The 24816-nt window shown below is 53.0% G+C and carries 24 protein-coding genes and 1 riboswitch; of the genes, 8 read left to right on the top strand and 16 right to left on the bottom strand.

Annotated features, from left to right (window positions below; genetic code table 11):
* The first annotated feature begins 27 nt into the window (after positions 1 to 27).
* A complete protein-coding gene (locus tag BD749_RS09360; protein ID WP_101444105.1) occupies positions 28 to 771 on the top strand; it encodes an EcsC family protein in 744 nt (247 codons plus the stop codon).
* Here BD749_RS09360 and BD749_RS09365 read toward each other — a convergent pair whose 3' ends face one another.
* A complete protein-coding gene (locus tag BD749_RS09365; protein ID WP_101444106.1) occupies positions 772 to 1371 on the bottom strand; it encodes a DNA-3-methyladenine glycosylase in 600 nt (199 codons plus the stop codon). It lies immediately after the preceding gene.
* A gap of 298 nt (positions 1372 to 1669) precedes the next feature.
* Positions 1670 to 1872: riboswitch (cobalamin riboswitch) on the top strand.
* A 103-nt stretch (positions 1873 to 1975) separates the two neighbouring features.
* On the opposite strand from BD749_RS09365, the gene BD749_RS09370 reads away from it, so the two are divergent.
* Both BD749_RS09370 and BD749_RS09375 read left to right on the top strand, forming a co-directional pair.
* On the top strand, positions 1976 to 3889 hold the full coding sequence (locus BD749_RS09370) for a TonB-dependent receptor plug domain-containing protein (protein WP_143741247.1): 1914 nt from the start codon (positions 1976 to 1978) through the stop codon (positions 3887 to 3889).
* A 20-nt stretch (positions 3890 to 3909) separates the two neighbouring features.
* Positions 3910 to 5040: a YncE family protein gene (locus tag BD749_RS09375; RefSeq protein ID WP_101444108.1), complete on the top strand. Its 1131-nt coding sequence runs from the start codon at positions 3910 to 3912 to the stop codon at positions 5038 to 5040.
* Between the two features lie 81 nt (positions 5041 to 5121).
* On the opposite strand, the gene BD749_RS09380 is transcribed toward BD749_RS09375, so the two are convergent.
* Positions 5122 to 5406, bottom strand: a complete 285-nt coding sequence (locus BD749_RS09380; protein ID WP_101444109.1) for a hypothetical protein — start codon at positions 5404 to 5406, stop codon at positions 5122 to 5124.
* A 143-nt stretch (positions 5407 to 5549) separates the two neighbouring features.
* Between BD749_RS09380 and BD749_RS19380 the strand changes: the two genes are divergently transcribed.
* The 3 genes from BD749_RS19380 (at position 5550) to BD749_RS09390 (ending at position 8634) form a co-directional block, all read left to right on the top strand.
* Positions 5550 to 5726 (top strand): hypothetical protein, encoded by a 177-nt coding sequence (locus BD749_RS19380; protein WP_180336363.1) that lies wholly within the window; start codon positions 5550 to 5552, stop codon positions 5724 to 5726.
* Positions 5727 to 5777: 51 nt separating this feature from the next.
* On the top strand, positions 5778 to 6011 hold the full coding sequence (locus tag BD749_RS09385) for a DUF2798 domain-containing protein (RefSeq protein WP_101444110.1): 234 nt from the start codon (positions 5778 to 5780) through the stop codon (positions 6009 to 6011).
* Between the two features lie 418 nt (positions 6012 to 6429).
* Entirely contained in the window at positions 6430 to 8634 is a 2205-nt protein-coding gene (locus BD749_RS09390) for a B12-binding domain-containing radical SAM protein (protein WP_101444111.1), read from the top strand.
* A 202-nt stretch (positions 8635 to 8836) separates the two neighbouring features.
* Here BD749_RS09390 and BD749_RS09395 read toward each other — a convergent pair whose 3' ends face one another.
* The 14 genes from BD749_RS09395 to BD749_RS09455 all read right to left on the bottom strand — a co-directional run bounded on the left by BD749_RS09395 (position 8837) and on the right by BD749_RS09455 (position 22920).
* The gene (locus BD749_RS09395; protein ID WP_101444112.1) at positions 8837 to 10510 is read right to left on the bottom strand and encodes a M28 family metallopeptidase; all 1674 of its coding nucleotides are present in this window, start codon (positions 10508 to 10510) and stop codon (positions 8837 to 8839) included.
* Positions 10511 to 10661: 151 nt separating this feature from the next.
* Positions 10662 to 12689: an excinuclease ABC subunit UvrB gene (uvrB, locus tag BD749_RS09400; protein ID WP_101444113.1), complete on the bottom strand. Its 2028-nt coding sequence runs from the start codon at positions 12687 to 12689 to the stop codon at positions 10662 to 10664.
* 186 nt (positions 12690 to 12875) lie between these two features.
* Positions 12876 to 13244, bottom strand: coding sequence for a hypothetical protein (locus BD749_RS09405; protein ID WP_101444114.1), 369 nt, complete (start codon positions 13242 to 13244; stop codon positions 12876 to 12878).
* 118 nt (positions 13245 to 13362) lie between these two features.
* Positions 13363 to 13821, bottom strand: a complete 459-nt coding sequence (locus BD749_RS09410; protein WP_101444115.1) for a hypothetical protein — start codon at positions 13819 to 13821, stop codon at positions 13363 to 13365.
* A gap of 18 nt (positions 13822 to 13839) precedes the next feature.
* Positions 13840 to 13989 carry a hypothetical protein gene (locus BD749_RS19385; protein WP_180336364.1) on the bottom strand — a complete coding sequence of 50 codons (150 nt, stop codon included), beginning with the start codon at positions 13987 to 13989 and terminating at the stop codon, positions 13840 to 13842.
* Positions 13990 to 14101: 112 nt separating this feature from the next.
* Complete coding sequence (locus BD749_RS09415; RefSeq protein WP_101444116.1) at positions 14102 to 15805, bottom strand: outer membrane beta-barrel protein; 1704 nt, start codon at positions 15803 to 15805, stop codon at positions 14102 to 14104.
* The gene (locus tag BD749_RS09420) at positions 15789 to 16367 is read right to left on the bottom strand and encodes an RNA polymerase sigma factor (RefSeq protein ID WP_101444117.1); all 579 of its coding nucleotides are present in this window, start codon (positions 16365 to 16367) and stop codon (positions 15789 to 15791) included. The genes BD749_RS09415 and BD749_RS09420 overlap by 17 nt, the downstream gene beginning before the upstream one ends.
* Positions 16368 to 16595: 228 nt before the next feature.
* On the bottom strand, positions 16596 to 16997 hold the full coding sequence (locus BD749_RS09425) for a YkvA family protein (RefSeq protein ID WP_101444118.1): 402 nt from the start codon (positions 16995 to 16997) through the stop codon (positions 16596 to 16598).
* Between the two features lie 98 nt (positions 16998 to 17095).
* A complete protein-coding gene (locus BD749_RS09430; RefSeq protein WP_101444119.1) occupies positions 17096 to 17833 on the bottom strand; it encodes a shikimate dehydrogenase family protein in 738 nt (245 codons plus the stop codon).
* A gap of 19 nt (positions 17834 to 17852) precedes the next feature.
* Entirely contained in the window at positions 17853 to 18797 is a 945-nt protein-coding gene (locus BD749_RS09435; protein WP_245868966.1) for a DUF368 domain-containing protein, read from the bottom strand.
* 89 nt (positions 18798 to 18886) lie between these two features.
* Entirely contained in the window at positions 18887 to 19675 is a 789-nt protein-coding gene (locus BD749_RS09440; RefSeq protein WP_101444121.1) for a phosphosulfolactate synthase, read from the bottom strand.
* Entirely contained in the window at positions 19675 to 21072 is a 1398-nt protein-coding gene (locus tag BD749_RS09445; protein WP_101444122.1) for a tetratricopeptide repeat protein, read from the bottom strand. Before BD749_RS09445 ends, BD749_RS09440 begins: the two co-directional genes overlap by 1 nt.
* 68 nt (positions 21073 to 21140) lie before the next feature.
* Positions 21141 to 22151 carry an NAD-dependent epimerase/dehydratase family protein gene (locus tag BD749_RS09450; RefSeq protein WP_101444123.1) on the bottom strand — a complete coding sequence of 337 codons (1011 nt, stop codon included), beginning with the start codon at positions 22149 to 22151 and terminating at the stop codon, positions 21141 to 21143.
* Between the two features lie 22 nt (positions 22152 to 22173).
* Positions 22174 to 22920, bottom strand: a complete 747-nt coding sequence (locus BD749_RS09455) for a tyrosine-protein phosphatase (RefSeq protein ID WP_101444124.1) — start codon at positions 22918 to 22920, stop codon at positions 22174 to 22176.
* Positions 22921 to 23247: 327 nt separating this feature from the next.
* Here BD749_RS09455 and BD749_RS09460 point away from each other — a divergent pair, with 327 nt between their 5' ends.
* Both BD749_RS09460 and rpsU read left to right on the top strand, forming a co-directional pair.
* Positions 23248 to 24387: an acyl-CoA dehydrogenase family protein gene (locus BD749_RS09460; protein WP_101444125.1), complete on the top strand. Its 1140-nt coding sequence runs from the start codon at positions 23248 to 23250 to the stop codon at positions 24385 to 24387.
* 163 nt (positions 24388 to 24550) lie between these two features.
* Positions 24551 to 24745, top strand: coding sequence for a 30S ribosomal protein S21 (gene rpsU / locus BD749_RS09465; RefSeq protein WP_101444126.1), 195 nt, complete (start codon positions 24551 to 24553; stop codon positions 24743 to 24745).
* The last annotated feature ends 71 nt before the right edge of the window (positions 24746 to 24816 follow it).

The following is a 24816-nucleotide window of genomic DNA, read 5'->3' on the forward strand; positions in this document are numbered from 1 at the left end:
ATTTATCAACCCCTGGCAACCGCTCCTATGACCGCTTACGAACAGTACGCTATTGATGAACTCCGGAACTGGCAGCAGGAAATGCGCAGCAGTCCCTCGTTTATGAATAAAATTTCGAAGCGAATGCAGGACAAGCTGAACAGCTACATTCCAGAGAAGGTGCATCAGGCGATTACTGCTACCATCAAGCAAATGGTGCGGGCCGTGCTTTTGGGCTCCGAGTTTACCACCCGCAAGCCCCTCCCCTTTTCGTCGTTGCAGTTCACCGAAAACATGGTGCAGGAGCGCATCAATTTCTACAAGAAGGCTGGCGCAGCAGAGGGAGGAATAACCGGGGCAGGCGGATTTTTGTTAGGTCTGGCTGACTTTCCGCTACTATTAGGCCTCAAGTTGAAGTTACTTTTCGAAATAGCCGCCCTTTATGGCTACTCCGCCGAAGACTACCGGGAACGGGTCTACCTGCTCCACATCTTCCAGTTGGCATTTAGCAGTCAGGAACGCCGCCGGGAGGTATACCTGCTCATGGAGCACTGGCAGCAGCATGCACAGCAATTACCAGAAGACATTCACCAGTTCGACTGGCGCAGCTTTCAGCAGGAGTACCGCGACTACATCGATTTAGCCAAGATGGCACAGCTCATACCGATTGTCGGCGCACCCATCGGGGCTGTTGTAAACTACCGTTTGATCAACAAGCTTGGGACCACCGCCATGCATGCCTACCGGATGCGGTGGTTGGAAGAGAAGCGCAACGTGCAGCAGATAAACTGATTATTTCTTCCGACTTACCCACTTATTCCCTTTCAGCCAGAAACGCCAGGGCAGCAGGGCATCATCGCCAGCGTAATCTATACCGATGCGTGGGCCGATGGCTATACCTTCGGCCGACACTTCCATGCCCTGGTCTTCTACCCAGATGGTGTTGCCGGTCAGGTCTTCGCCATAATGCCTACGATCTATACCTAGGGCGATGCTCATAACCCCCGGGCCGGCCGTCAGGTTGGGCTTCGGGGCGGCCATGTTGCGGCGCAGCAGCATTTCTTCTATCCCTTCTGTGGGTTCGATGGCTCGCACCAGCACGGCATCGGCGCGGCCTTCCACGTTGGTGATGATGTTGAACAGGTTATACATGCCATACACCAGATATACATAGGCCACGCCCCCTTCATGGTACATAATTTCGGTGCGCTGGGTGCGGCGGTTCAGGTGCGCATGGCAGGCTTTGTCGTTCGTGCCGGAATAGGCCTCTGTCTCTACGATGATGCCGCCTGTAAGCATGCCGTTGTGGTTTGTGTAGAGGTATTTGCCCAACAGGTCTTGTGCCACCTGCACCACATCAGGCCGGTTATAAAAGTCTTTCTGCAGCTTCAAAATTTAACAAGTAATGAGTAATGAATAATGACGAACAAGTTATGATGTATTACGTGCCAATCCCGCCAAGGTGGATAATAACACCTGTAGTCAGAGATTGCTAAAATGGGTGAGGTTGTGGCCAGCGTGTACGTCAGTAACTATTCATACTTCAGTATCCACTTAGCAAACCAGTAAGTCTTATCACTCATAGCTCATTCCTCCATCACCCTTACCCATGACAAGCTCTTCATCCGTCATTCATCATGAATCATTCACCATAAGTCATTATTCATTACTAATTATTCATTAAAACAATTACCTTTGCCCACAGATTGGTGGCCTTGTTGTTTCCGCAGCAAAGCCTTAAAAGGGAAATAGGTGTAAGACCTATGCTGTTCCCGCAACTGTGATCTTCTTTAAAAAGGGTAGCCAAAACCACCGCCACTGTGCCGCACAATGCATGGGAAGGCTGGCTGACCTGAAGAGAGCCAGGAGACCTGCCAGTCCGACAACATTTAGTCGTATGCTTTCGGGTAAAAAGCTGCACGGCCTTCGCTATACCTGCGCGCGCTGTTCCTGCCTATACCTGCCTGCATGCTTCGGGATTTAAGCAAGCGTTAACGTGGCAAACTCATCTTACCGTTTTTTAGGGTGTCTGGCCTTGGGGCTAGGCATGACAGCATCGGCTATAGCCCAGCAGGATACCACACTGTACCAGTTGCGCACTGTCGAAATATTTGGCAAGCCCGCCGAGGTGTTTGCCTCCGGCAGCCGTGTGAGCACCCTCGACAGCAGCTTTATCCATACCTATACCGCAGGCACCCTGGCCGACGTGATACAGGCGCGCACGCCGGTGTTCCTGAAAACGAATGGCCCAAGCGGCATCGCTGTGCCCGCCTTCCGTGGCACAAGCCCTACTCATACCGCCGTGCTCTGGAACGGGCTCAACATCAGTCAACCAGCCCTGGGGCAAAGCGACTTCTCGTTGCTACCTGTAAGCAGCATTGGCAACATAGCGGTGCAGCACGGGGCAGCGGGTGCCACCTATGGCAGCGGCGCCATTGGTGGAGCGGTTCTGCTGAGTTCTCAAACACAACCTGATCCAGGCTTTGGTGCGGAACTGATGCAGGAGGTCGGCAGTTTTGGACGCTATTTTTCCAGTGCCAACGCCCGTTACAGTGGCCGCAAGGTGTCTGTCGCTTTAAGTGGCTACCGTGTGGCGGCTGAAAATGATTTCGCCTTCCGCGACTACGGCCGCATCGGGGCGCCCACACGCCGGCAGGACCAGGCACAGGTGGCCCAGCATGGTTTTACGCAGGATGTAAGCTGGCAGCTTTCTTCTAAAACCCGACTGGCCCTGCACGGCTGGTATACCTACGCAAACCGCGAAGTGCCGCCCTCCCTCGGCGCGGCCAACACCAACGCCAGGCAACTCGACCGGAACCTGCGCCTGATGACCGAGCTGAACCACCACAGCAACTGGGGCGAAACGAGTGTGAAGGCCGCCATTTTCAACGACTACCTCCGCTATACCGACAACAACAATAACTCCCTCACCGACATCAACACATACCAGGTGCAGGCTGAGCAAACCTATACCTACGCCCGCCGCTGGAGCCTGCGCGGTGGCCTTAACCTGCAGCACTTTGAGGCCGATGTGCAGGGCTATGGCCGTCAGGTAACAGAAGACCGCGCCTCGGCTTTCCTGCTTTTCCGCTACGACCCCAGCCAGCGCCTCGATCTGAGCCTAAACCTGCGCCAGGCTTTCGTGAAAGGCTACAACCCCACGCCAGCCCCTACGCTGGGTGCAAACTGGCTCATGTTGCAGCAGGGTGGGCACGCACTATACCTGAAAGGCAATGTATCGGGCAGCTACCGGGTGCCGACATTGAATGAGCGCTTCTGGCAGCCAGGCGGCAACCCAGATATTAAGCCAGAGCAGGGCTGGAATTTCGAGACCGGCCTGCGCCACCGCTATACCTTGGGCGCCGTGCTGCTCGAGTCTGAGGCATCGGTTTACCGCATGCTTGTGGACAACTGGATCCAGTGGATGCCTGTTACGTCCAGCTACTGGTCGCCGCGCAACCTGCAGAAAGTACGCTCCCAGGGAGTAGAGCTCAGCAGCCGGGCAAGCACAGCGCTCGGCAACTGGCAACTGGCCGCCACGGTCGCTTACACCTATACCTCATCGGAGCAGGTGAAAGCTTACGAAGGGAGCCAGGAACTGAACCGGCAGCTTGCCCACATACCGCTACACAAGGCGCATTTGGGGACAGACCTCTCCTTCCGAACCTGGACACTGCTCGGCAACCTGACCTATAATGGCCTGCGCTACACCGACAACAGCAACGCCAACAACCTCCCGGCCTATACCTTGCTCAGCCTGGCAGTACACAAAAAATTCGCTTTGGGTCAGTCCCAACTTGTGGCTTCGCTGCGCAGCGATAACGTGACCGACCGCGCCTATACCGTGCTCGAAAATATGCCGATGCCGCCCCGCAGTCTGGCAGCCAGTTTACGCTTTATTATTCCCTAAATCATATACGCTTCATACTCATGAAAAAAATTACACGCTTCCGCAGCTACTTCTTGTCAGCTGCCTGTGCCTTTGCTGCTGTGGCTTTCAGTAGTTGCGACAGTGACAACGACGGCCCCGCCGGAGAATATGCCCGCAACGGCGTGCTGATCTCGAACGAGGGCGCCATGACCAAATCCAATGCCTCGGTGAGTTTCTACAGCCACGACAGCAAATCGGTGGAAAACGAATCGTTCAAGAAAGTGAATGCGCCCCTTGTGCTGGGCGATGTGTTGCAGCACATGACCAAACAGGGCGAAAAGTTATACCTGGTGATGAACAACAGCGGCAAAGTATTGGTAGCCAACGCCCATACCCTGAAGGCCGAAGGCGAGATTGCCGGCCTGGAGGCTCCCCGCTATATCGCCGTACTGGACGACAATAAGGCCTACGTAACCGAGTGGCTGGGTTATGATCCGGCTACCTTCGCGTATGACAACGGCCGTGTGGCGGTGGTCGACCTGAAAACCAACACTGTCACCAAAACCATTACCGTAGGCGTGCAACCAGAGGAACTTCTGATTACGGCGGGTAAGTTGTTTGTGGCAAACAGCGGCGGTCGTTCGGTAACGGTGATCAACACCAACACAGATGCCATCGAAACAACCATTACGGTGAACGACGGCCCCAACAGCCTGGCGCTCGACCGCAACAATATGCTTTGGGTAAGCAGCACGGGGGTAAAAGTTTATGACCCGACTGACTGGTCTGTAAGCGAAGAAAACAGCACGCCCGGCTCTCTTGCCAAGGTCAATCCCATCAGCAATACGGTGATGACAACCCTAACCTTCAGCCAGCACGCTCCTTCTCCGGGCAGGTTAACCTCGGCTCCTAACGGCGACAAACTCTACTATGTCTTTAACAACAAGGTATGGGTGCAGGATGTGAATGCGGTAGCACTGGCCACCAAACCGCTCATCGACCGGGGCACTTATGTTGCATATGGTTTCAACGGGCTGGGAATAGAGCCAGCTTCCGGCCTGATTTACGCAGGCAAAGCATCCGATTATACCTCCAATGGTTGGGTGGTGCGCTACAACTCGCAGAGCGGTGCCGCCATCGATTCGTTCAGGGTAGGTATAGCCCCGAATGGCTTTGTGTTCCAGCAATAGGTAGGATCAACGGCCTGAAAAGCGCAATGCCCGGTTCTCTCGCTTGAGAGCCGGGCATTGCGCTTCTATACCTGTGCCGTTTTACTGATTCGGGTTTGGTTTCAGGTTCTCGTCGTAGCGCTTGTCGCGCTTTCCTTCCTGGTTAAAGGCGCTGTCGCCGATGGCAGTGCCCTCACGGCCTTCATAAATGTCCTCATAGTTTTCAGTGGTATCATTGTCCATGCTGCTGCGGTCCGTCTCTTCGGTTCGCTCGTAATCGCTGCGCTCAGTGTTCGTCTCGCCGGGGTCGGTGCCTGTGTTGCAGGCGGCCATGCCTATACCCAGCAATACGCCCAACACAGCAGCCGTTGTCTTTATCGATTTCATAGTTCTCTCTTTTTAGATTCTCAAAGCGCCATAGCCTTTGCAGGTATAGCTCTCTCATGTACGACCGCCCTACAATTAGAGTTAAGAAAAGCCACACACGCCGCCTTTTGCCGTACTACATAGCATACTAAAAACAGAGAGCCATGATGAACGGAAAAAATAAGTCAGACCAGGAAAAGAGCACAAAAGAGATGTCGTCGGATCAGCAGAAACTGGCAACGGACAAGCAGACGCCCCCTCCGCAGAGCCAGGGAGAGAACAATCCGGGCCACACCAAAGACGATAGTTCGGACGCGGAGGCACAAAAAGGCCACGCCTGATGATGCGCGAACCAGGCTATACCTTAACTTTGCGGCTATACCTGGTCTACCATGAAAAAGAACTTTTTGAACCCAGCGCTTAAACGCAAACTGCTGGTTATCGCGCTGCTGTGCCTGCTCATAGCCTCGGCCCTGCAGCTCTATACCTTCGGGTTTGCCGATAACTTCTTCATGAACTGGCTGCGCCTGTTTGTGGTGCTGTTTGTGCTGGTGGCAGGCACTGTACTGGCCATTGTGCCCGGCGTGCATTACCTGGTTAACAAAACCTCGCAGCTGCTCCGATAGCAACTGTCATACCTGTCTAAACGAAAAGCCCGCGATAGCATCGCGGGCCTTTTGATTTAGGGAACAATTGAAACACTTACACCATCACAAGCCATTGCTTCAGGTTCTCAAATCATGATTTGTTTTCATTCATTCAGACCTTAGCTGTTACGCCTAGAAGCATTCAACTATAGATGATAATAATGCAAATATATACATATTAAAATTGATTTATGTAATTAAATACTGCTTTAATGCATAAATTATTCAATGTTATACCTACCATTCTCTAAGCCTCTCATTTACAATCCATCCGGACTGAACCCTGCTCACCATGTAAGTGTTAAGCAAGCAGCACTTGTTTTAGAAACCGCTACAGAATCAGTAGTTTTGCAGTTCGCGCCCTTTGGGCGTTCTTTATTTTTAGATTCCCGAGACTTTGAAGAAGCCCACCATACTGCTCATTACACCGCCGCTCACGCAGCTTAACACGCCCTACCCAGCCACTGCCTATATCAAGGGTTTTCTGAAAGGCCAAGGCTATACCGTGACACAGGCTGACTTTGGCATCGAACTTGTGCTGCGCATGTTTTCCCGCGCAGGCCTGGGCAGAATATTCGACGCCGTGGAAGCAGGCGACTTTGAACTCTCGGACAATAGCCTGCGCATGCTGCGCCTGAAGCGCGAGTACCTGAACACCATTGAGCCGGTAATCCGTTTCCTGCAGAACAAAGACAATACCCTGGCTCAGCAAATCAGCTACAGCCGCTACCTGCCCGAGGCCTCGCGCTTCGACCAGGTAGAGGACATCGATTGGGCTTTCGGTAGCATGGGCATCACCGACCGCGCCCGCTACCTGGCCACGCTATACCTCGAGGACCTTGGCGACCTGATCAAAGAGACCATTTGCCCCTACTTTGCCTTTAGCCGCTACGCCGAGAAACTAGCCCTGTCGGCCACTTCGTTCGACCCGCTGGAAGAGTCGCTGAAGACGGAGCCAAACCTGGTTGACCAAATGCTGCTGGAGTTGCTGGAAGAACACCTGCAGGAGGTGCAACCGGATGTAGTGGGCTTCTCTATCCCTTTCCCGGGTAACCTGTACGGCGGCCTGCGACTGGCGCAGTATATCAAAGCAAATTATCCGCACATTCACACGATGATGGGTGGCGGCTATCCCAATACAGAGTTGCGTAGTCTGCGCGAACCACGCCTATTCCAGTACATCGACTTTGTAACGCTTGATGATGGCGAGGGCCCTTGGCTGAAACTGCTGGAGTACCTGCAAGGAGAACGCCAAGTGGATTTCCTGCAGCGTACCTTCATGCTGCTTGATGGCAAGGTGGAGTACATTAACGGCTGCCTCGACAAGGACATTCCGCATATAGAAGTGGGTACACCGGACTACAGCGACCTGCCGCTGCAGGATTACCTGTCGGTGATTGACGTCATCAACCCGATGCACCGCCTCTGGAGCGATGGCCGCTGGAACAAGCTCACCGTAGCGCACGGCTGCTACTGGAAGCGCTGCTCTTTCTGCGACATCACCCTCGACTATATTTCCCGCTACGAAACGGCTCCGGCCACTTTGCTAGTGGACCGCATTGAGCAAATTATTGCCCAGACGGGCCAGACCGGCTTTCATTTTGTAGACGAGGCCGCACCGCCCGCTGCTCTGCGCGACCTGGCCATTGAGCTACTGCGCCGCGGTGTGAAAATAACCTGGTGGGGCAATATCCGCTTCGAGAAGACCTTTACACCAGATCTGTGTCGTCTGCTGGCTGCTTCGGGCTGTATCGCCGTTTCGGGTGGTTTGGAAGTGGCCTCCGACCGACTGCTGGATCTGATGAAAAAGGGCGTAAGCATTGCACAGGTAGCCCGCGTGACCGACGGCTTTACCCAAGCCGGCATCATGGTGCACGCCTATCTCATGTATGGCTTCCCAACGCAAACGGCTCAGGAAACAATCGACTCGCTGGAGGTGGTGCGGCAGTTGTTTTTGAACGGCGTGATACAGTCCGGCTACTGGCACCGCTTCAGCATGACGGCGCACAGCCCCGTGGGCAAGCACCCTGAAAAATTCGGCGTCGTGAAAGTGGGTCCACCGGCGGGCGACTTTGCCAACAACGACCTCTGGCACGACGACCCGCAAGGCACCGATCACGAAATGTTCGGCCCGGGTTTGGCCAAAGCCCTTTACAACTATATGCACGGCGTAGCCCTGGAAGAGCCGCTTTCGTTTTGGTTCGATTTCAAAGTACCACGCGTAACGTTGGATCGCAACCTGATTGCCAAAGCCATACAGGAACCCACCAAACCCGATAGTGAGCGCAAGCTGGCCCGTGTGCTCTGGCTGGGCAATGTGCCTGCCATCGACTTTATGATGTATGCGAAGAAGGGCCAGACCGTGGAACGCTGTGTGCTCACCTTCTACGAAAAGGCCGAGGATTTCGAGATTAAGACAACCGCCAACATCGGCCAGTGGCTGCTCGAGCAACTCACTTTGCTAGCCTCGGAAGATGCGCCAACCCTGACGCTGAAGCAACTGGAAGAAACCTACCCATTAGACGCGCACCTGAGTTTCCAGGAGTTTCTGGCCTCACCGGTTTGGTTTGAATTACGTGAGAAAGGGCTGCTGTTGCTGTAGGGCAATCTTATTGGACAAAGGTTTTTTTGACAAAGTACAAAAGACTTTGAAGCAGGAAAGGCGCTGATGAAGCGCCTTTCCTGTTTTTTATACCTGACCAACTTAGCAAATTAGCTGTTAATAGACCAGGGCGTAACTGCCAAGTACTGGTGTGCTTCTAGTCAGGTGGCTTGCAAACTTGCAGGTATCGAACAGCCTCCCTCTACTTTCTCATATACCCATCCCGCACAGCCTTAAATTCCGAACCGACCTTCCACTGTGGCCACTCCGAAGAGCCAGCCAAACGACGGCCTACTTGGTAAAGCAGCTTGAGGTCTTCCACAACACCGTCCATTTTGTAGTCGGCATGTACCTGATCAGCAGCCTTGTGATAGTAGCTGGCGTAATACTCGTCGAGTTTCTGCTTTCCCAGCACTTTACCGCCCTCTACCAGGTCAACACCTGGGCCGATGAACAGGGCCGGTATACCTATTTTAGCAAAGTTGAAGTGGTCGGAACGATAGTAGAGCCCCGCCTCAGGGTTCTCCTCTGGTGCAATATAACGGCCAGCAGCTTCGGCCTCCGCTGTGATGTAGTCCTCCAGCTCCGACTGACCCATACCATACAACACCACGTCTTTGGTCGTGCCATATGGGTTCATCATGTCCATGTTGATGTTCGCCACCGTCTTCTCTTTCGCGAATACCGGGTTCTCAGCATAGTAAGCCGAGCCCCATAGGCCCTGCTCCTCTGCCGTTACGGCCAGGAACACCACGGTTCGCTCCGGCTGCACCGACTGGGCTTTAAAAGCCTTGGCTATTGCCAGCAAGCCCGCTACACCACTGGCATTGTCCACGGCACCGTTGTAAATGCTGTCGCCTGCCGCATCGGCCTTGCCTATACCCAAGTGGTCCCAGTGGCCGGTGTAGATAATTGTTTCATCAGGACGTGTACTGCCCGTAATTTTGGCAATGAAGTTCGAAGTTTTGTCATAGCGTGTCTTCACCTGCATGGAGGTGCTGGCCTGCAAGTTGAGCGGAAAAGGCTTGTTACCTGGCTTCGCTGCCTTGTTCAGAACAGCCTTATAGTCCATACCTGCGGCGGCAAACAGCTTTTCGGCTATTTGGGTCGTAATCCAGCCTTCCATGGCGCACTTGTAGGTCTCGCGGCCACGGTTGTCGAGGTACATCTTGGAGGTATTCCAGTTGTTCTGCACTACCTGGAAGCCATACCCCGCGGGCTCGGTATCGTGCACGATCAGGGCTCCTTTGGCTCCCTGTCGGGCAGCTTCCTCGAATTTGTAGGTCCAGCGGCCATAATAGGTCATGGCTTTGCCTTTGAACACAGCAGGGTCCTGGGTATAGAAGCCAGGGTCGTTCACCAGCATCACCACAATTTTGTCTTTCACATCCACCCCAGCGTAATCGTTCCAGTTATACTCAGGCGCCACAATGCCGAATCCCACAAACACCATATCGGTCGGGTCTATCGTCACTGCCGCGTCCGTGCGTTTGGTCCAGATCACATAGTCGTTGCGGCCTTCCAGTTTCAGTTCCTGCTGCTTGCCCTTGATCGTCATACTTGGGCTAGCGGTGGTGTTCACCTCTACCATCGGCACCTCCTGAAAGTAGCTGCCGTTGTTGCCAGGCTCCACGCCTAGTGCCTTGAATTCCTGCTCCAGGTAGTCGAGCGTTTTCTGCTCGCCTGCGGTGAACGGCTTACGGCCCTCCATTTCATCCGCAGCCAAGGCCGTCAGGTACTTGCTGTAGCTGTCAGTGGATAGGGCTGAAACCGTTTCGGCACCAGCCTCTGCTGTGCCCGTGTCAGGTGATTGACAGGCGGTGAACACGCCGGCCACCAGGGCAGGAAATAAAAATGGTCTGATTCTTTTGATCATCGTGCTATCAGGTTGATTGAATTAGCCGAAGCTAAGGTATAGCATGGCTACAGAAATGTTAAAATACAGAAATCCTGCTAAAGAAAAAAAGCACCCACAGCCCAAGGCCATGCGTGCTTTTAACTTTCTAACTTCTAAACTTTCTAACTTATCAGTCTCGCTTTGTCTTGAGCAGCTGCCGAAGTTCGGCCAGTTCATCTCTATACTTGGCCGCCTGCAAAAAGTCGAGGTCTTTGGCGGCGGCCTCCATTTGCTTCTCAGTTTTCTTGATCAGTTTCTCCAACTCGTCGCGCTTCATCATCTGAATCACAGGTTCTGCCGCTATCGACACCTCCTCCGGACCCGCATAGGCTTTCACCTCTTTCTTCTTTGCATCGGCTACCGATGTCTGTTCAAAGATCTCGTCTTTGGTCTTGAGCACTGTGCGCGGTGTAATGCCGTGCTCCAGGTTATAGGCAATTTGTGTCTCACGGCGACGGTTGGTCTCGTCGATGGCCCGCTGCATGGAGCCCGTAATGCGGTCAGCGTACATGATTACCCTGCCGCGCTCGTTACGGGCGGCACGTCCCATGGTTTGGATCAGGGAACGTTGGTCGCGCAGGAAGCCTTCTTTGTCGGCATCAAGTATGGCCACCAGACTCACTTCTGGCAAGTCAAGGCCCTCACGCAGTAGGTTCACGCCCACGAGCACGTCGATCTCCCCTAGTCGCAGCTCGCGCAGAATCTCCACGCGGTCCAGCGTCTTCACCTCCGAGTGCAGGTACTTTACCTTGATGTTGAGGCGGTCCATGTATTTGGTTAGTTCCTCGGACATGCGCTTGGTCAGGGTTGTCACGAGTACACGCTCTTTGCGTTTGATGCGCTCGTCCACCTCGTCCAACAGGTCATCCACCTGGTTCGCGCTTGGCCTGATCTCAATCTCAGGATCGAGCAGGCCAGTCGGACGGATAATCTGCTCTACGATCACGCCTTCGGATTTTTGAATCTCGTAGTCGCCTGGTGTGGCGCTCACAAACACTACCTGGTGCATCAGGCTCTCAAACTCGTTAAAGGTAAGCGGGCGGTTGTCCATGGCGGCAGGCAGTCGGAAGCCATACTCTACGAGCGCCACTTTGCGGGAGCGGTCGCCGCCCCACATGGCCCGCACTTGGGGCACGGTTACGTGGCTCTCGTCAATCACCATCAGGAAGTCGTCGGGGAAGTAGTCGAGCAGGCAGAACGGGCGGGCACCTGGCGAGCGGCGATCGAAGTAGCGGGAGTAGTTCTCTATACCTGAGCAGTAGCCCAGTTCGCGGATCATCTCCAGGTCGAACTCGGTGCGCTCCTTGATGCGTTTGGCTTCCACGGGGCGGTCCTCTTTCAGGAAGTACTCGTGCTGGGCCACCATGTCGTACTGTATCTCCGAAATGGCCTGCTGCAGGGTGTCCTTACCCGTTACGAAGAGGTTGGCCGGGTATAGCGTAATCGCTTTCTCATCGGCTATCTTCTTGCCTGAAACAGGATCGATGCGGTGGATCTGCTCTAGCTCATCACCGAAGAAATACAGGCGGTAGGCAAAGTCAGCGTAGGCCGGGAAAATGTCTACTGTATCGCCCTTCACGCGGAATGTTCCACGCGTGAACTCGGCCTCGGTGCGGCTATAGAGGATCTGCACGAAGGTATAGAGCAGGTTGTTGCGGCTGTAGCGCTGGCCCGGCGCCAGGTAAATCACGTTCTTGCCAAACTCCTCGGGGTTGCCGATACCGTAGATACACGATACCGACGCCACCACAATCACATCGCGGCGCCCGGAGAGCAAAGCTGAAGTCGTGTGCAGGCGCAGTTTCTCGATCTCTTCATTGATTTGCAGATCCTTCTCGATGAACACATCCGAAGAGGCGATGTAGGCCTCAGGCTGGTAGTAGTCGTAGTAGGAAATGAAGTACTCGACTGCATTATCGGGGAAAAACTGCTTGAACTCACCGTAGAGTTGCGCGGCCAGGGTCTTGTTGTGGCAGAGCACCAGCGTGGGTTTGCCGGTGTTCTTTATCACATTGGCCATCGTAAAGGTTTTGCCCGTTCCAGTGGCACCCAACAGCACCTGAGCTGGTTCGCCGTTCTCTATACCTTTGGTGAGTTGTGCTATGGCCTTTGGCTGATCGCCGGTGGGTTGAAATTCTGATGTTAGCTTAAAATCCATTTGTAGGTTTTAGGACTTGTAAAGATATACTATAACATGAATTCTGCGCTGTAAGTTTAGCTTTTGCAAATATTATCGTGGTGCGGGCCAACTGTCTGTAAAACAAAAAACCTGCTCTGAGAGCAGGCTTTTGCATGTTTAACTATTCCTAACAATTAATATAAATTAGGCACTGTAAAAACTGTTTCATCCGCCTGAACAAACCTGCTTTACCCGCACCGGTGGGAACATCATGTAGATAGCCATGCACCGTGGCCCGTACTCGCTGTTGCGTTCCAGTGCCAGGTAGGCTACTTTTCCGGAGTGCCTCAAGTCTTCGGGCAGATTGTCCGTCGTAACGAAACCACTCTGCAGCTGGCCGATGTACTGGTTGCTGCGCTGCTCGCCGGAGCCATCCGCATCCACGATCTGGAGCACATACCAGCCCTCTGCACAATCAGGCCCTACTACCTCTACCTGCAGGCAGGCTGGCACCGCCACTTCCTGGTCGGCGCAGCTCACAAGCAGCAGCGCCAGCAACAGGTATAGCACAACAAGGGACAGGACGCTTTTCATAGTTTTATGTTGTACTAATGGCCTTAGGTGAACCGGGCTGCCTGACACAGGCATTGCTTGCGGGCAATTTGGGGTAATAGTCTTCTTCCGATCTGTCAGTTTACCCTTTCAGCTGCCTCTATCTGTATAAATAATAAGTATCTGTAAAGATGGCACTTGGGTTAGAGCCGTAATACACGCCCTCCAGCACCAGCATGCGCTGGTCGCGGTGCAGCACATTAAACCGGGCAGACCAGCCAAAGTTGCTCAGCACGAAGGCGCCGGGCTGCGAGTAGTCGGCTTTAAAACTATCGCGGTAAACACTTTTGGCGTTTTGCTGGCTTGCCCGCTGCAGGTAAGCGCTGTCTGCCTTAAACTCAAAGTAATCGTCTGCAGTGCCTGTGTATATTACAGAGGTGCAGTCGCCGCTGCGGCATAGTTTGTTTTGCACGCGCTCAATGCGCCATTTGCCCTGCACAGAATCCCGCAGCCCACTTTCGACTACAACTGGTTGCATGTCTTCATCTGATTTTGCGCAGCCTGTCGCCAGTCCCATCAAGACAATGGCCATGGCTGCGAGCCCCAACATCTTTTTCATAGTAAGGAAAGGCGTTGCTTAGAAGGCGCCTAAAAAGGAGTTGTCCTGTACTGCGCAGCCCGTGAGCAGTACGGAGAGCAGTAAAAGCGCCAGCAATACATACCACCCAGACAAATTTTCACGACCGGCAGCCACCAGGGCCACCAATGTCTGCAGAACGGATCTCATGAACAGCATCATTTGCATAGCGCTTCTAACTAAATCAACCAATCACTCTATACTACCATGATTCCCGTTTGACCCAAAGGGTTGCAAGGCACTACAAAAAAAAAAACAGGAATTATTTTCGGGAGCCACCCAGTTGGTAGTTCAGGCTCATGTTCATCCCGATGGCATAGGGTTTTCCCTGCGGAGCGGCTGCTCTATCAGGGTCGTCGACGAGGGTGCTGAAGTAGTTGCGCACCTCCGGCCCAAGTGCCAGCGTCAGGCCGGGCGTGATACGCTTGCCAACACCGATGGAGGCATTGCCCGAGAACTGTACCTGGCGGAAGGGAGAATCTGTGTCGTTGGCCGTGTAATTAACCGACTGCACCTCCTGGTTAGAGGCTGTCACGCTGGACTCGAGCAAGAAGTTGGCGGCCACACCTGCACCTGCATACACAAACCAGTCTTTGTTGATATCCTGCTCGTACTGCAAGCCGACAGGTACGGTTAGGTGGCGGTACTTATACTCTGTAGAGAATGAATCGCCGGTGCGGGCCACACTCACAGAGTCAGATGAAAAACCATCGTTAAGCGAGGACACAAAGAAAGTGGAAGGGCTTAGCTCGTAGCGCTCGTTGGAGCGGGGCTTCACCCAGAACTGACGCACGATGTAGTTCGACTTGGAGCGTGAACGGCTCTCGCTGTAGCCTATACCTGTCAGCAGCTTCAGTTTCTGCTTCAGCTTAAAGCCTACTTTTGCCTCTACGGCATACGAGTATGCAGGCTCTGTGCTTTCCTTGAACTCTTCTCGGGCAGCTGCTATATTCTGATAAGACTCTTTGGAGGCATTGACACTGGGGCCCGATGCCGCCAGACTGAACATATTTCTGTTAGTGCTTGGCACTGTAAGCGGATCCGGCAGGCCAATGTTCTGCTCAAACACAGCGGGTGCATAAGCCAGGTTCAGGCTCCAGCGACTGCTTGACTTAGTGGCCGCCTCCACCACTTTTGGCTGCTGATTCGCAATTGCCCCCTGCGCCGCGCCAGCTGCTGACTGTTGTGCCTGTTGGCGGCTGGCCTGGTGCGCCTCGCTCATCTCGGCAAAGGATTGCGGCTTGGCTGCCAACGATGGGCTGCCTGCTGCATATTGCTGTTTAGGCGCTATTGTGTTATTCCCGAACGTAATGGTTACGCTTTCCCAGGTAATGATCTGGGTATAGCGGCTGCCGGGATCAAACAGATTGCCCTGCGCAACGCCATTGCCAGGGAAACCACCCGACACATAGCCTCTATTCCGGCCTGACATGGGTGTATAGCCCAGGTACGGGCTGTAACCTGGCGCCACATTAAAATAATCGCCTGCCTGCCGTTCGCTGCCTGGCTCGGATAGCTCGGCTGTAAGAGCGTTTGTGTGCTGGCGTATACCTGCGACACTTGCACTTTTTTGGGTTTGCTGTGATTCTGCGGGGGTATACACGAAAGCCTCAGCCTCCTGTTGCTGATCGGCATAGGCTTTCATGGCCTGCTCCACGGTGATGGGCGCATCAGCCGGCTTGGTTGCCGGCAAAGCCGCTATACCTGGCAGCGCCCCACCCTGGTTCATACTGCCGTTGTAATAATAGGCCAACAGCGCACCGGTCACCGCGAACAGCACAAAGCAGGCGGCTGCCAGCTGGCGGTAGAACAGCACACGCTTCTTATAATCCCTGTTTTCCTGCACGGTCAGGTCGTGGTCGATGCGGGCCCATAGGTCCGGTGCTGGCCTGGCCTCAGCATCGAACAGGCGGCGCTGGAATTCGTCTTCCAGTGAGTTTCGCTTATGGTTATTGGCTGATGACATGCTCTTGATATGTTTTCTCCTGGCGCTCGAGCATACCTTGCAGGATGGCCCGGGCACGTGAATACTGTGACTTTGATGTACCTTCGGAAATGCCGAGCATCTCCCCTATTTCTTTGTGATTGTAACCCTCGATGGCGTAGAGGTTGAACACCATGCGGTAACGCGGCGCAAGGCTTTGGATCATGCCAAGCAGCTCGTCCATGGAGTAGCCCGTCAGATTGACGTCCCCGGAAGCGATGTTGCCGGCTTCTTCCGTTTCATGTGAAACGGTCATGAGCGACTTCTGCCGCAGCTGCTTCAGGGCGGTGTTGATCATGATGCGGCGCACCCAGAACTCCAGCGGACAGTCGCGCTTAAAATTCTGGATGTTGGCAAACACTTTCACAAACCCTTCCTGCATCATATCCTCTGCCTCAAAGCTAGTGGGGGCGTAGCGCATACAAACCGCCATCATTTTGCGGGAGTAAAGATCATAGAGCTGTCGCTGCATGTCCCGCTTGCCGGCCATGCATCCCTCTATAAGTTTATCCTCTTCTGATTTGGGTTTTGTAAAAAGCTTCAAACGCCTCTTCTTTTAGCTTCACTCCTATGATTCCCATAGCGAGGCAATGGTTGCAAGCACAAAAAAATATTTTTACCGCTGACGGGCGCCAGGGGTATACACCCATAACAATTGCACAGTAAATATATTGATATTAATTTTTCTAACAATAAAAAATGGCGTATAAACAACGAAGGCCTCCCCGCAATGGGAAGGCCTTCGTTGTTTGTATTTAAGGTGAGAGTAGTTTTAAAGCACAGTCAGGAACAAAAGCTTGTAGAACATGATGGCGAAAAGGGCTGCGACCAGCATCCAGGTATAGCCAATGATCTGGTAGGCGCTTGTGGCCTCTCCCCCCTCATGGCTCAGCACTTCGTAAGCGTGCAACCGGGCTTGCCCCAATATGTTTTTGGATACCAGCTGATAGGCCGTATGTATACCTAGCGCCACCAGCACTACATCATCCAGGAAACCGAACACCGGCACCAGATCAGGAATCAGGTCGATGGGGGAAATTGCGTAACCGATAGCAACAGCCAGCAGCAGCGGCACATACCATCTTACCTCCGGGTGGCGGGCAGCCAGGTATAGGGCGTAAATCTCTGCATTCATCTCATGCGCTTTCTGGCGAAGGTAGGTCAACTGCATCATGGGTGTCAGGCTAAGGGGGTGATTTTTTTATTCCTTACGCAGTAGCCCTACCAGAAAGTTTCATGATAACATGAAATAAACGCAATATTTTAATACGGCTATTCGTTCGTCCAGATTTTCCAGGCCGCATCAGCCTGAGCATAGAGCATGGGCAGCCCGTTGATGGTATGTGCCCCAGCCAGACGGCCCTTTTGCAGAAACAGGGTTTCTTCCGGGTTATATACCAGGTCGTACAGGTAATGGCCCGCTGTCAGAGCTTCGTAAGGTATAGCCGGAGCGGCTGCTGTGTTGGGAGCCATGCCAAGCGGTGTCGTGTTGATAATGAGGGAATAAGCCTGCAGTACTTCCGTTGTTATGGCCTCGTAGTGCAGCTGATTTTGAGTAGGGTTTCGGGAAACAGAGGTATAAGGGATAGCCAACTCATCCAATGTAGCCCAAACGGCCTTCGCCGCCCCGCCCGTGCCGAGCACCAAGGCCTTAACACCCTCTTCCGGCGGGCAAAACTGCAACAGCGTATCCCGGAAGCCAATATAATCAGTGTTGTAGCCTTTGGTTCTTTCCCCCTCTATCCTGATGGTATTCACAGCACCGATGCGGGCGGCGCTTTCGTCTAATTCGTGCAGGTATGGAATAACGAGTTCTTTGTAGGGCACCGTTACATTCAACCCGACCAGCTCCGGCTCTCTTGCCAGCAGCTTGGGGAATTCGGCAATCTCAGGCAGTTCATAGAGCTCATAGGCGGCATCCGCTATACCTTCCTGCGCAAACTTCTCCGAGAAGTAGCGCTTCGAAAAAGAGTGCCCTAGTTTTTTACCGATCAGTCCGAATCTACGCATAGCCTTTTGAGTTAAGCATCTACACTTTCCCCTCCGGGCGTTCGGCCATACGGTCGAGCAGGTATACCAGCAGGAACCCGAAAAGGGCCAGCACAATGGTATAGAGCAGGTATGAGCTTTCGCCGGTGAGCTCTGCATATTGCCCCGGCAGTATATTTTCCTGCAGCAATGGTTTCACCTCGCCATGGCGGTCGGTGTATGTCTCAAGCGTTTTTTTCCAGGGCCATACCTTGTTCAGGGAGCCGAGCATAAAACCTGTCAGGAGCGCCACGGTTATGTTGTGGTATTTCCTTAGCATCCAGTTGAGTACGTGCGAAAAAGCCAGAAGCCCCGTCACGCAGCCTACCCCAAACACAAGGATGATGTCAATCTTAAGCTCCTTCAGCGCATTCATGATAAACTCGTACTTGGCCATGAGCAGCAACAGGAAACTCCCCGATATGCCAGGCAAAATCATGGCACAAACCGCGATGGCACCCGCTATGAATACAAACCAATGGGCCTCAGGTGTCTGCATGGGCACGGCCACCGTAATGTAGTAGGCCATCACCACCCCAATGATCCCGAACAGGACGGTACCGGGGCGCCAATGGGTTATCTTTTTGGCCACCACCACAACCGATGCCACGATCAAACCAAAGAAGAAGCCCCAGACCATGATTGGATACGTTGCCAGCAGGTATACCACCAGGTTGGAAAGTGTCAGGATGGAAGTGAAAATACCGGCTAGCAGCACGATCAGGAAACTGCCGTTGATGTGGTTCCAGAAGCCTTTGAGATCGAACTTTGAAAGTAGGCGCAGCGCCTCTCCGTTAACAGAACGGATGGAGTTAAGCAGTTCTTCGTAAATACCAGATATGAAGGCGATGGTACCTCCCGAAACGCCTGGCACCACATCGGCCGCGCCCATGCTCATACCTTTTAAATACAGCAGCAGGTGTTCTTTCAATGAACGTCGTTCCATATTTGTCTAATGGGTTATTCTAATGGCGTAAAACAAAAAAATTGCCCGTCGGGACGACCGATGGGCAATTTTCATTTATCTGTCTTGTATTAAGCGTCGATGATTGGCGCTCCGTTGTTGAGGAAGTGCGTGAAAGTATCGCCGCGCAAGCCTAAACGGATCGTCTCGAGCGGAATTACCTCGCTTGGCGCAATATTGCCCAGGTTCACGTTAGCGCCCAGCAGTTTAATGAACCATACCTGCTGTGCTTTCTGAGGGGCTTCCCACAGGATTTTCTCAAACGGAATCTTGGTCAGGATCTCTTCTACCAGGCCGCTACGCACCTCACCGGTAGAGCGGAACAAACCTACGTTACCACCTTCGCGGGCTTCGCCGATCACTTTCCAGGCACCGGCATCCAACTCCGCCTGCATCAGCTTAATCCACATGTAAGGCGGGATGATCTTCTCGGCATCTTTTGAACCAACTTCTGACAGCACGGTCACCTGCTCGGCAAGCGCCTGAATGTAGCCGCATTTCTTTTCGTGGTTCATCTCAATCGAACCATCCGACACCTCCGCAAAGGTCATGTTATATTTGTCGAGCACACGGCGGTAGTCGTCGAACTGGTTGCGGGCGATGAAGGCCTCGAACAAGGTGCCCCCGAAGTAAACAGGTATACCGGCTGCGCGGTAGGCGTCGAGTTTGCGTTGCAGGTTAGGCACTACATACGATGTGGCCCAGCCCAGTTTCACGATGTCTACGTACTCACCTGCCACGTCCAGAAAGTCCTCTACTTCGCGTACGCTCAGGCCTTTGTCCATGGCCATGGTAAAACCACGCTCACGCGGTTTCAACTCGCGCTCTGGCAAGCCGTTCAGAATATAGTTACTGTTCATTATTTGCGATATTGGTCAATTAATCGGGATAATGCGCGCTGAGACTCAAGCTCGGGGAAGAACTCGAACAACAGCTTATGTTTTTCGAAGTCCAAAATTAACGCATTTTCCAGATAATTGTATGCTTCGCGGTATTTTCCTGCCGAAAGCATGTAGGCGCAAGCCCTGTAATACAGCTCTGCTTCGTCAGGCTGCAGCTCTATCGCATTCAGAATTATTTCGGTCGCTTCCTCAAAATTGCCCTGCTCATACAGGATGATCGACCAGTTGAGGTAGATGTCTTTATCCTCCGGCTGAATCTCGGCGGCGCGGGCGTAACTCTCCAGCGCCGACACCACGTGGCCCACATGGTACTCGGCCGAGGCCAGTGCCACCCAGTAGTCTACGCTGTCGTCGTAGAGCGTAACGGCCTTCTTGAAAAAGTGTACCGACTCATACCACTTGCCCTGCGCATCCAGCACCACGCCGATCCCAAACCAGGCTTCGTCCATCTCCGGGTCCAGGTCAATGGCCTTCTGGTAATAGCGGCGCGAGAGGTCCCACTGCTGCATCTTTTCATAGCACTCGCCTATGTTGCAAAACACCTCCGCCGATGGCGAGCCGTGCTCCAGCATGCCGTTAAAAGCGTCGATGGCTTTGGTATACTCTCCTATAAACACATAGGCGTTGGCCATGTTGTTATAGGCCGTGATGAAATCGGGCTTAATGATGGTGGCATAATCGTAGGCGGCGATGGCCTTTTCGTAGGACCCCAGCTTGTTGTACACGTTGCCCAGGTTAAACCAGGCCACATACGAGTAAGGGTCTTTGTCGATAAAGGCCTGAAAAAAAGGTAGCTCCTCGCGCATCGAGCCTGTGATCTCCATGCAATAAATGATTTCCTGCATGGCAGCCTCGTTCTCCACGTTCAGCTCAATGCACTTTTTGTAGTACTTGATGGCCGAGCTGAACTTGCCCCAGCTCTGGTAAGTCAGGCCAATGTTGAAATAGATATCGTCGCGGTCCTCGGCAAAGGCCAGCGCTTTTTTAAAATGGTCCACAGCATCGCGATACTCGCCACGCTGCGTGAAGATAATGCCCCGGGTCAACAGCACGTCGGGGTTCTGTGGCTCCACCTCGGCTACCTGGTCAATGAGCACCATGGCATCATCGAAGTTGCCGGACATGGCCAGCAACTGCGCCTTGTCTATTTGAAGCCCAGTCGAAAAAGGATATTGTGCTATGGCAGAATCACAGGCCAGCAACGCCTTCTTATAGTCAAAGTTAGCGGTATAATGGTCTATGATATATTCAAAATCGGTCAGGTCAAAAAAAACGGTCTCGTTTGTACCCAGCATCTGTTCGAACCGAATGATCAGTTCGGAATCCTCGCTGTGCTCGTCAAAATTCTCTTTCATCTCCTATATCCCACAAGCTGCAAAAGGCAGCTCTTGTCTTCTAACTACATTTATAAACTGCAAATAGTTTAGTTTGCGCGGGTCAGTTCCGGACCTCTCTGATTCTGTGTTGTTTGCATCAAAACATGGCACGTCCAGGCGATGGATTCGGTCAGTGGTCTGAAGGTTATACCTGTCGTTTCCCGCACTTTTCGATTGTCAAACACATGGCTCTTGGCCGACACGCGGGCCGTGTCTTTGGTGATGAGCGGACGGCTACCCGTAAGCCAGGCCCGGGCATGCTCCAGCCGCCAGACCACCTCGGCCAAACCAGGCGACACCTTAATGAACGGTGCCTTTTTACCGAAACTACGGGCGGCTTCTGCAAAGAACTCCTTATAAGTAAGCTGCCCTGCATTCAAGATAAACCTTTCGCCGGAAACATCCGAGAAGGTCAGGCGCAGCATGGCCTCCACCACGTCGCGCACATCCACGAAGTTGGCACTGCCAGGCGTATAGAACGGGCGTTGCTGGTATACATACTTAAAGAGACGGGTACTGCTGCGGTTCCAGTCAGCCGGTCCCAAAACCACCGAGGGGTTGACGATGACGGCCTGCAGCCCTTCGGCTATACCGCGCCATACCTCCACCTCGCCATAGTGCTTCGATTCGGCGTAGGCTGACTGTTTCTCGCCAGCGTCCCATTTGCTGTTCTCGTTTAGCAGCGTGGCTCCCCGGCTGCGCCCAATAGCGGCAATCGAACTGACATGGCACAGCTTAATCTCCTGCTCCGCCTCCAGGCAGGCATCCACTACATTGGCAGTGCCTTCTACGTTTACCTGCTGCAGCAACTCGGCGTCCTGCGGCGCATACGACACCAGCCCGGCACAATGAAACACGTAGGCTATACCTTGGAGGGTATTTCGCAGCAAGGCAATGTCCAGAATATCGCCCTGTACCCACTCCACCTGGTCGGCACTTGCGATAGCGGGCACCTGCCCCCTGTACAGCGCACGCACCTGGTGGCCCTGCGCGACGAGTGCCGGTATAAGATAGCTGCCAATCAGGCCGCTGCCGCCTGTCACAAAAACCGTGGCCATAGGTATAGGAGAAATGATAGGATTATAGTTTACTGTTGAGAAGCGGAAGCTCCAGTGCCTTTACCAGATACTTCGAGCAGAGTACTTTTTGCAGGTTGGCAATGTGTTTCAGGCTATGCGCGTCCGACCCCAGGAAATCAACCAGTCCGGCGTCGATAAGTTTTTCGATGACCATTTTGGCACCCGGTGAGTAGTAGCCCGTAAGTGAGTTAAGGTTTGGCTGTAGCAACACACCCTGCTCCCGCAGTTTTACCAGATCATCAAACTTGCCATAGAAATAGGTATAGCGCTCCGGGTGCGCCAGCACCGGCTTGTAACCCAGTGACTGCATCCGGAAAATGGCTTCGCGCAGGTTGAGCGGCTCGTTCAGGAAAGAGGTCTCGAACAGCAGGTAATTGTCGCCAAAGGTGAGCAGTTCCTCGTTGTCCTCCAGCTTCTGCAGCAGAGCCTCGTCCAGGTAGTGCTCGGCGGCGCAGGCCAGTTCCATCTCTATACCTTCCTCGGTTACGGCATCCTGCAGCACTTTCAGTTGCGTGCGGATGATGTCAGGCGTGTTCCGGTAGAAGTCGCTCATGATGTGGGGCGTCATGATCAACTTGCGGTAGCCTAGTTCCTTCATACCGCGCACGAGTTCCAGCGACTGCTCCACGGTGGCGGCGCCGTCGTCTATACCTGGCAGGATGTGGGAGTGCATGTCCACGGCAATCGCGCTAAGCGACTCTATCTGCACTTCTTCCTTGCCAAACAGATGCTGGAGAAATTTTATCATTTGCTCAGTTCAACCGTATGTACCCGGCACAAAACACAAACGTTGCCAAACACGGCAACGCAACATCAAAATAACGCAATTATTATACGCTATCAAAATAAACGCAGCCTGTTTGGGTTTAATATACAGCTGAAGCAAAACCCAAAGTATACTTGCAGGCGCATGATGCCTTTTACCTGTTCCCGGTTGAACTCCGGTTAATGTTCAGGCATCAGCTAAATCAAACTAAAACTCCGAATTTGCCAATCATGCTTATTTGGTTAGCTTTGTAAACCCTTTATTCATTTGTCAGTTTAATACACGCGACTTAATAACAACTAAACTTAAATGGAATTTAACTACACAGAAAACCAGCGCATGATTGCCGACATGATCCGTGACTTCGGCGCTAAGAACATCAAACCAAAAATGATGGAATGGGACGAGAGTCAGGAGTTTCCGGTGGAAGTGTTCAAGAAGCTGGGCGAGCTGGGCCTGATGGGCGTGCTGGTACCGACTGAGTACGGCGGCTCGGGTTTCGGTTACCTCGAATATGTAACGGCTATTGCGGAGCTTTCAAAGATCGACGGTTCTATTGGCCTCTCCATGGCGGCGCACAACTCCCTTTGCACAGGCCATATCCTGCAATTTGGTAACGAGGCCCAGAAAAAGCAATACCTCCCCAAACTAGCCACCGCCGAGTGGATCGGCGCCTGGGGCCTGACTGAGCCTAATACAGGTTCTGACGCGGGCAATATGCGCACGGTAGCCGTGCAGGATGGCGACTACTATGTGATCAACGGCGCCAAGAACTTCATCACGCACGGCAAAACGGGCAATGTGGCGGTGGTGATCGTGCGTACCGGCGAGGTGGGCGACTCCCATGGCATGACGGCCTTCATTATCGAAAAAGGCACGCCGGGCTTCAGCGCCGGCCGCAAAGAAGACAAACTGGGTATGCGTGCCTCTGAAACAACTGAACTGATATTTGAAGATTGCCGCGTGCACAAGGACCAGATTCTGGGCCAGGTGGGCGAAGGCTTCATCCAGGCCATGAAAGTGCTGGACGGCGGCCGTATCTCGATCGCGGCCCTTTCATTAGGTATAGCGCAGGGTGCTTTTGAGGCGGCATTGGCTTATTCGCAGGAGCGTCAGCAGTTTAATAAGTCCATCTCCAGCTTCCAGGGCATTGCCTTTAAGCTAGCCGATATGGCCACGGAGATTGAGGCGGCGGCACTGCTCACTTACCAGGCGGCCGACATGAAAAACCGCGGCCTGAATGTGAACAAAGAGTCGGCAATGGCGAAACTGTATGCCTCGGAGGTATCGGTGCGCGTGGCGAACGAGGGTGTGCAGATTTTCGGTGGCTATGGCTTCACCAAAGACTACCCAGCCGAGAAGTACTACCGCGATGCCAAGCTGTGCACCATTGGCGAAGGCACGAGCGAGATACAAAAACTGGTTATCTCCAGAGCCATCCTCAAATAAAAGGCTATCTTTGACCAAACAAAACAGTGCCTGCAGGCTATTTTGGCTATGCAGGCACCTTTTTTTCAGTGGGTTAAGTAAATATTTTGCTCAACCTATTGATTTTTAAGTAAAACATTAACTAAATTTGCATCCCTAAATATCAGTAGAAGCGAGGAAAAACATGATTATTGTAAACGTAAAAGATAACGAGTCTGTAGACCGTGCCCTGAAGAGATTCAAGAAGAAATTTGAGAGAACTGGTGTTCTGAAAGAGCTGAGAGCGAGAACGTTCTTCGAAAAGCCATCTGTAGCGAAGAGAAAGCAAAAAGAAAGAGCGAAGTACAAGCAGCAGCTTTTCGCTAACGAAAACTACTAGTCTTTCTTTAAAGATATTTTATTTTTCCATACCTTGTTACAAATGACAGACACATCTGTCATTTGTAACAA

Source organism: Pontibacter ramchanderi, from assembly GCF_002846395.1.
Classification (GTDB): domain Bacteria; phylum Bacteroidota; class Bacteroidia; order Cytophagales; family Hymenobacteraceae; genus Pontibacter; species Pontibacter ramchanderi.

What these genes read in the sequence shown, in the direction of transcription:
- BD749_RS09360 (WP_101444105.1), top strand. Translation starts at nt 28, where the DNA reads ATGACCGCTTACGAACAGTACGCTATTGATGAACTCCGGAACTGGCAG.
- BD749_RS09375 (WP_101444108.1), top strand. Translation starts at nt 3,910, where the DNA reads ATGAAAAAAATTACACGCTTCCGCAGCTACTTCTTGTCAGCTGCCTGT.
- BD749_RS09380 (WP_101444109.1), bottom strand. Translation starts at nt 5,406, where the DNA reads ATGAAATCGATAAAGACAACGGCTGCTGTGTTGGGCGTATTGCTGGGT.
- BD749_RS19380 (WP_180336363.1), top strand. Translation starts at nt 5,550, where the DNA reads ATGATGAACGGAAAAAATAAGTCAGACCAGGAAAAGAGCACAAAAGAG.
- BD749_RS09385 (WP_101444110.1), top strand. Translation starts at nt 5,778, where the DNA reads ATGAAAAAGAACTTTTTGAACCCAGCGCTTAAACGCAAACTGCTGGTT.
- BD749_RS09395 (WP_101444112.1), bottom strand. Translation starts at nt 10,510, where the DNA reads ATGATCAAAAGAATCAGACCATTTTTATTTCCTGCCCTGGTGGCCGGC.
- uvrB (WP_101444113.1), bottom strand. Translation starts at nt 12,689, where the DNA reads ATGGATTTTAAGCTAACATCAGAATTTCAACCCACCGGCGATCAGCCA.
- BD749_RS09405 (WP_101444114.1), bottom strand. Translation starts at nt 13,244, where the DNA reads ATGAAAAGCGTCCTGTCCCTTGTTGTGCTATACCTGTTGCTGGCGCTG.
- BD749_RS09410 (WP_101444115.1), bottom strand. Translation starts at nt 13,821, where the DNA reads ATGAAAAAGATGTTGGGGCTCGCAGCCATGGCCATTGTCTTGATGGGA.
- BD749_RS19385 (WP_180336364.1), bottom strand. Translation starts at nt 13,989, where the DNA reads ATGAGATCCGTTCTGCAGACATTGGTGGCCCTGGTGGCTGCCGGTCGT.
- BD749_RS09415 (WP_101444116.1), bottom strand. Translation starts at nt 15,805, where the DNA reads ATGTCATCAGCCAATAACCATAAGCGAAACTCACTGGAAGACGAATTC.
- BD749_RS09425 (WP_101444118.1), bottom strand. Translation starts at nt 16,997, where the DNA reads ATGATGCAGTTGACCTACCTTCGCCAGAAAGCGCATGAGATGAATGCA.
- BD749_RS09430 (WP_101444119.1), bottom strand. Translation starts at nt 17,833, where the DNA reads ATGCGTAGATTCGGACTGATCGGTAAAAAACTAGGGCACTCTTTTTCG.
- BD749_RS09435 (WP_245868966.1), bottom strand. Translation starts at nt 18,797, where the DNA reads ATGGAACGACGTTCATTGAAAGAACACCTGCTGCTGTATTTAAAAGGT.
- BD749_RS09440 (WP_101444121.1), bottom strand. Translation starts at nt 19,675, where the DNA reads ATGAACAGTAACTATATTCTGAACGGCTTGCCAGAGCGCGAGTTGAAA.
- BD749_RS09445 (WP_101444122.1), bottom strand. Translation starts at nt 21,072, where the DNA reads ATGAAAGAGAATTTTGACGAGCACAGCGAGGATTCCGAACTGATCATT.
- BD749_RS09450 (WP_101444123.1), bottom strand. Translation starts at nt 22,151, where the DNA reads ATGGCCACGGTTTTTGTGACAGGCGGCAGCGGCCTGATTGGCAGCTAT.
- BD749_RS09455 (WP_101444124.1), bottom strand. Translation starts at nt 22,920, where the DNA reads ATGATAAAATTTCTCCAGCATCTGTTTGGCAAGGAAGAAGTGCAGATA.
- BD749_RS09460 (WP_101444125.1), top strand. Translation starts at nt 23,248, where the DNA reads ATGGAATTTAACTACACAGAAAACCAGCGCATGATTGCCGACATGATC.
- rpsU (WP_101444126.1), top strand. Translation starts at nt 24,551, where the DNA reads ATGATTATTGTAAACGTAAAAGATAACGAGTCTGTAGACCGTGCCCTG.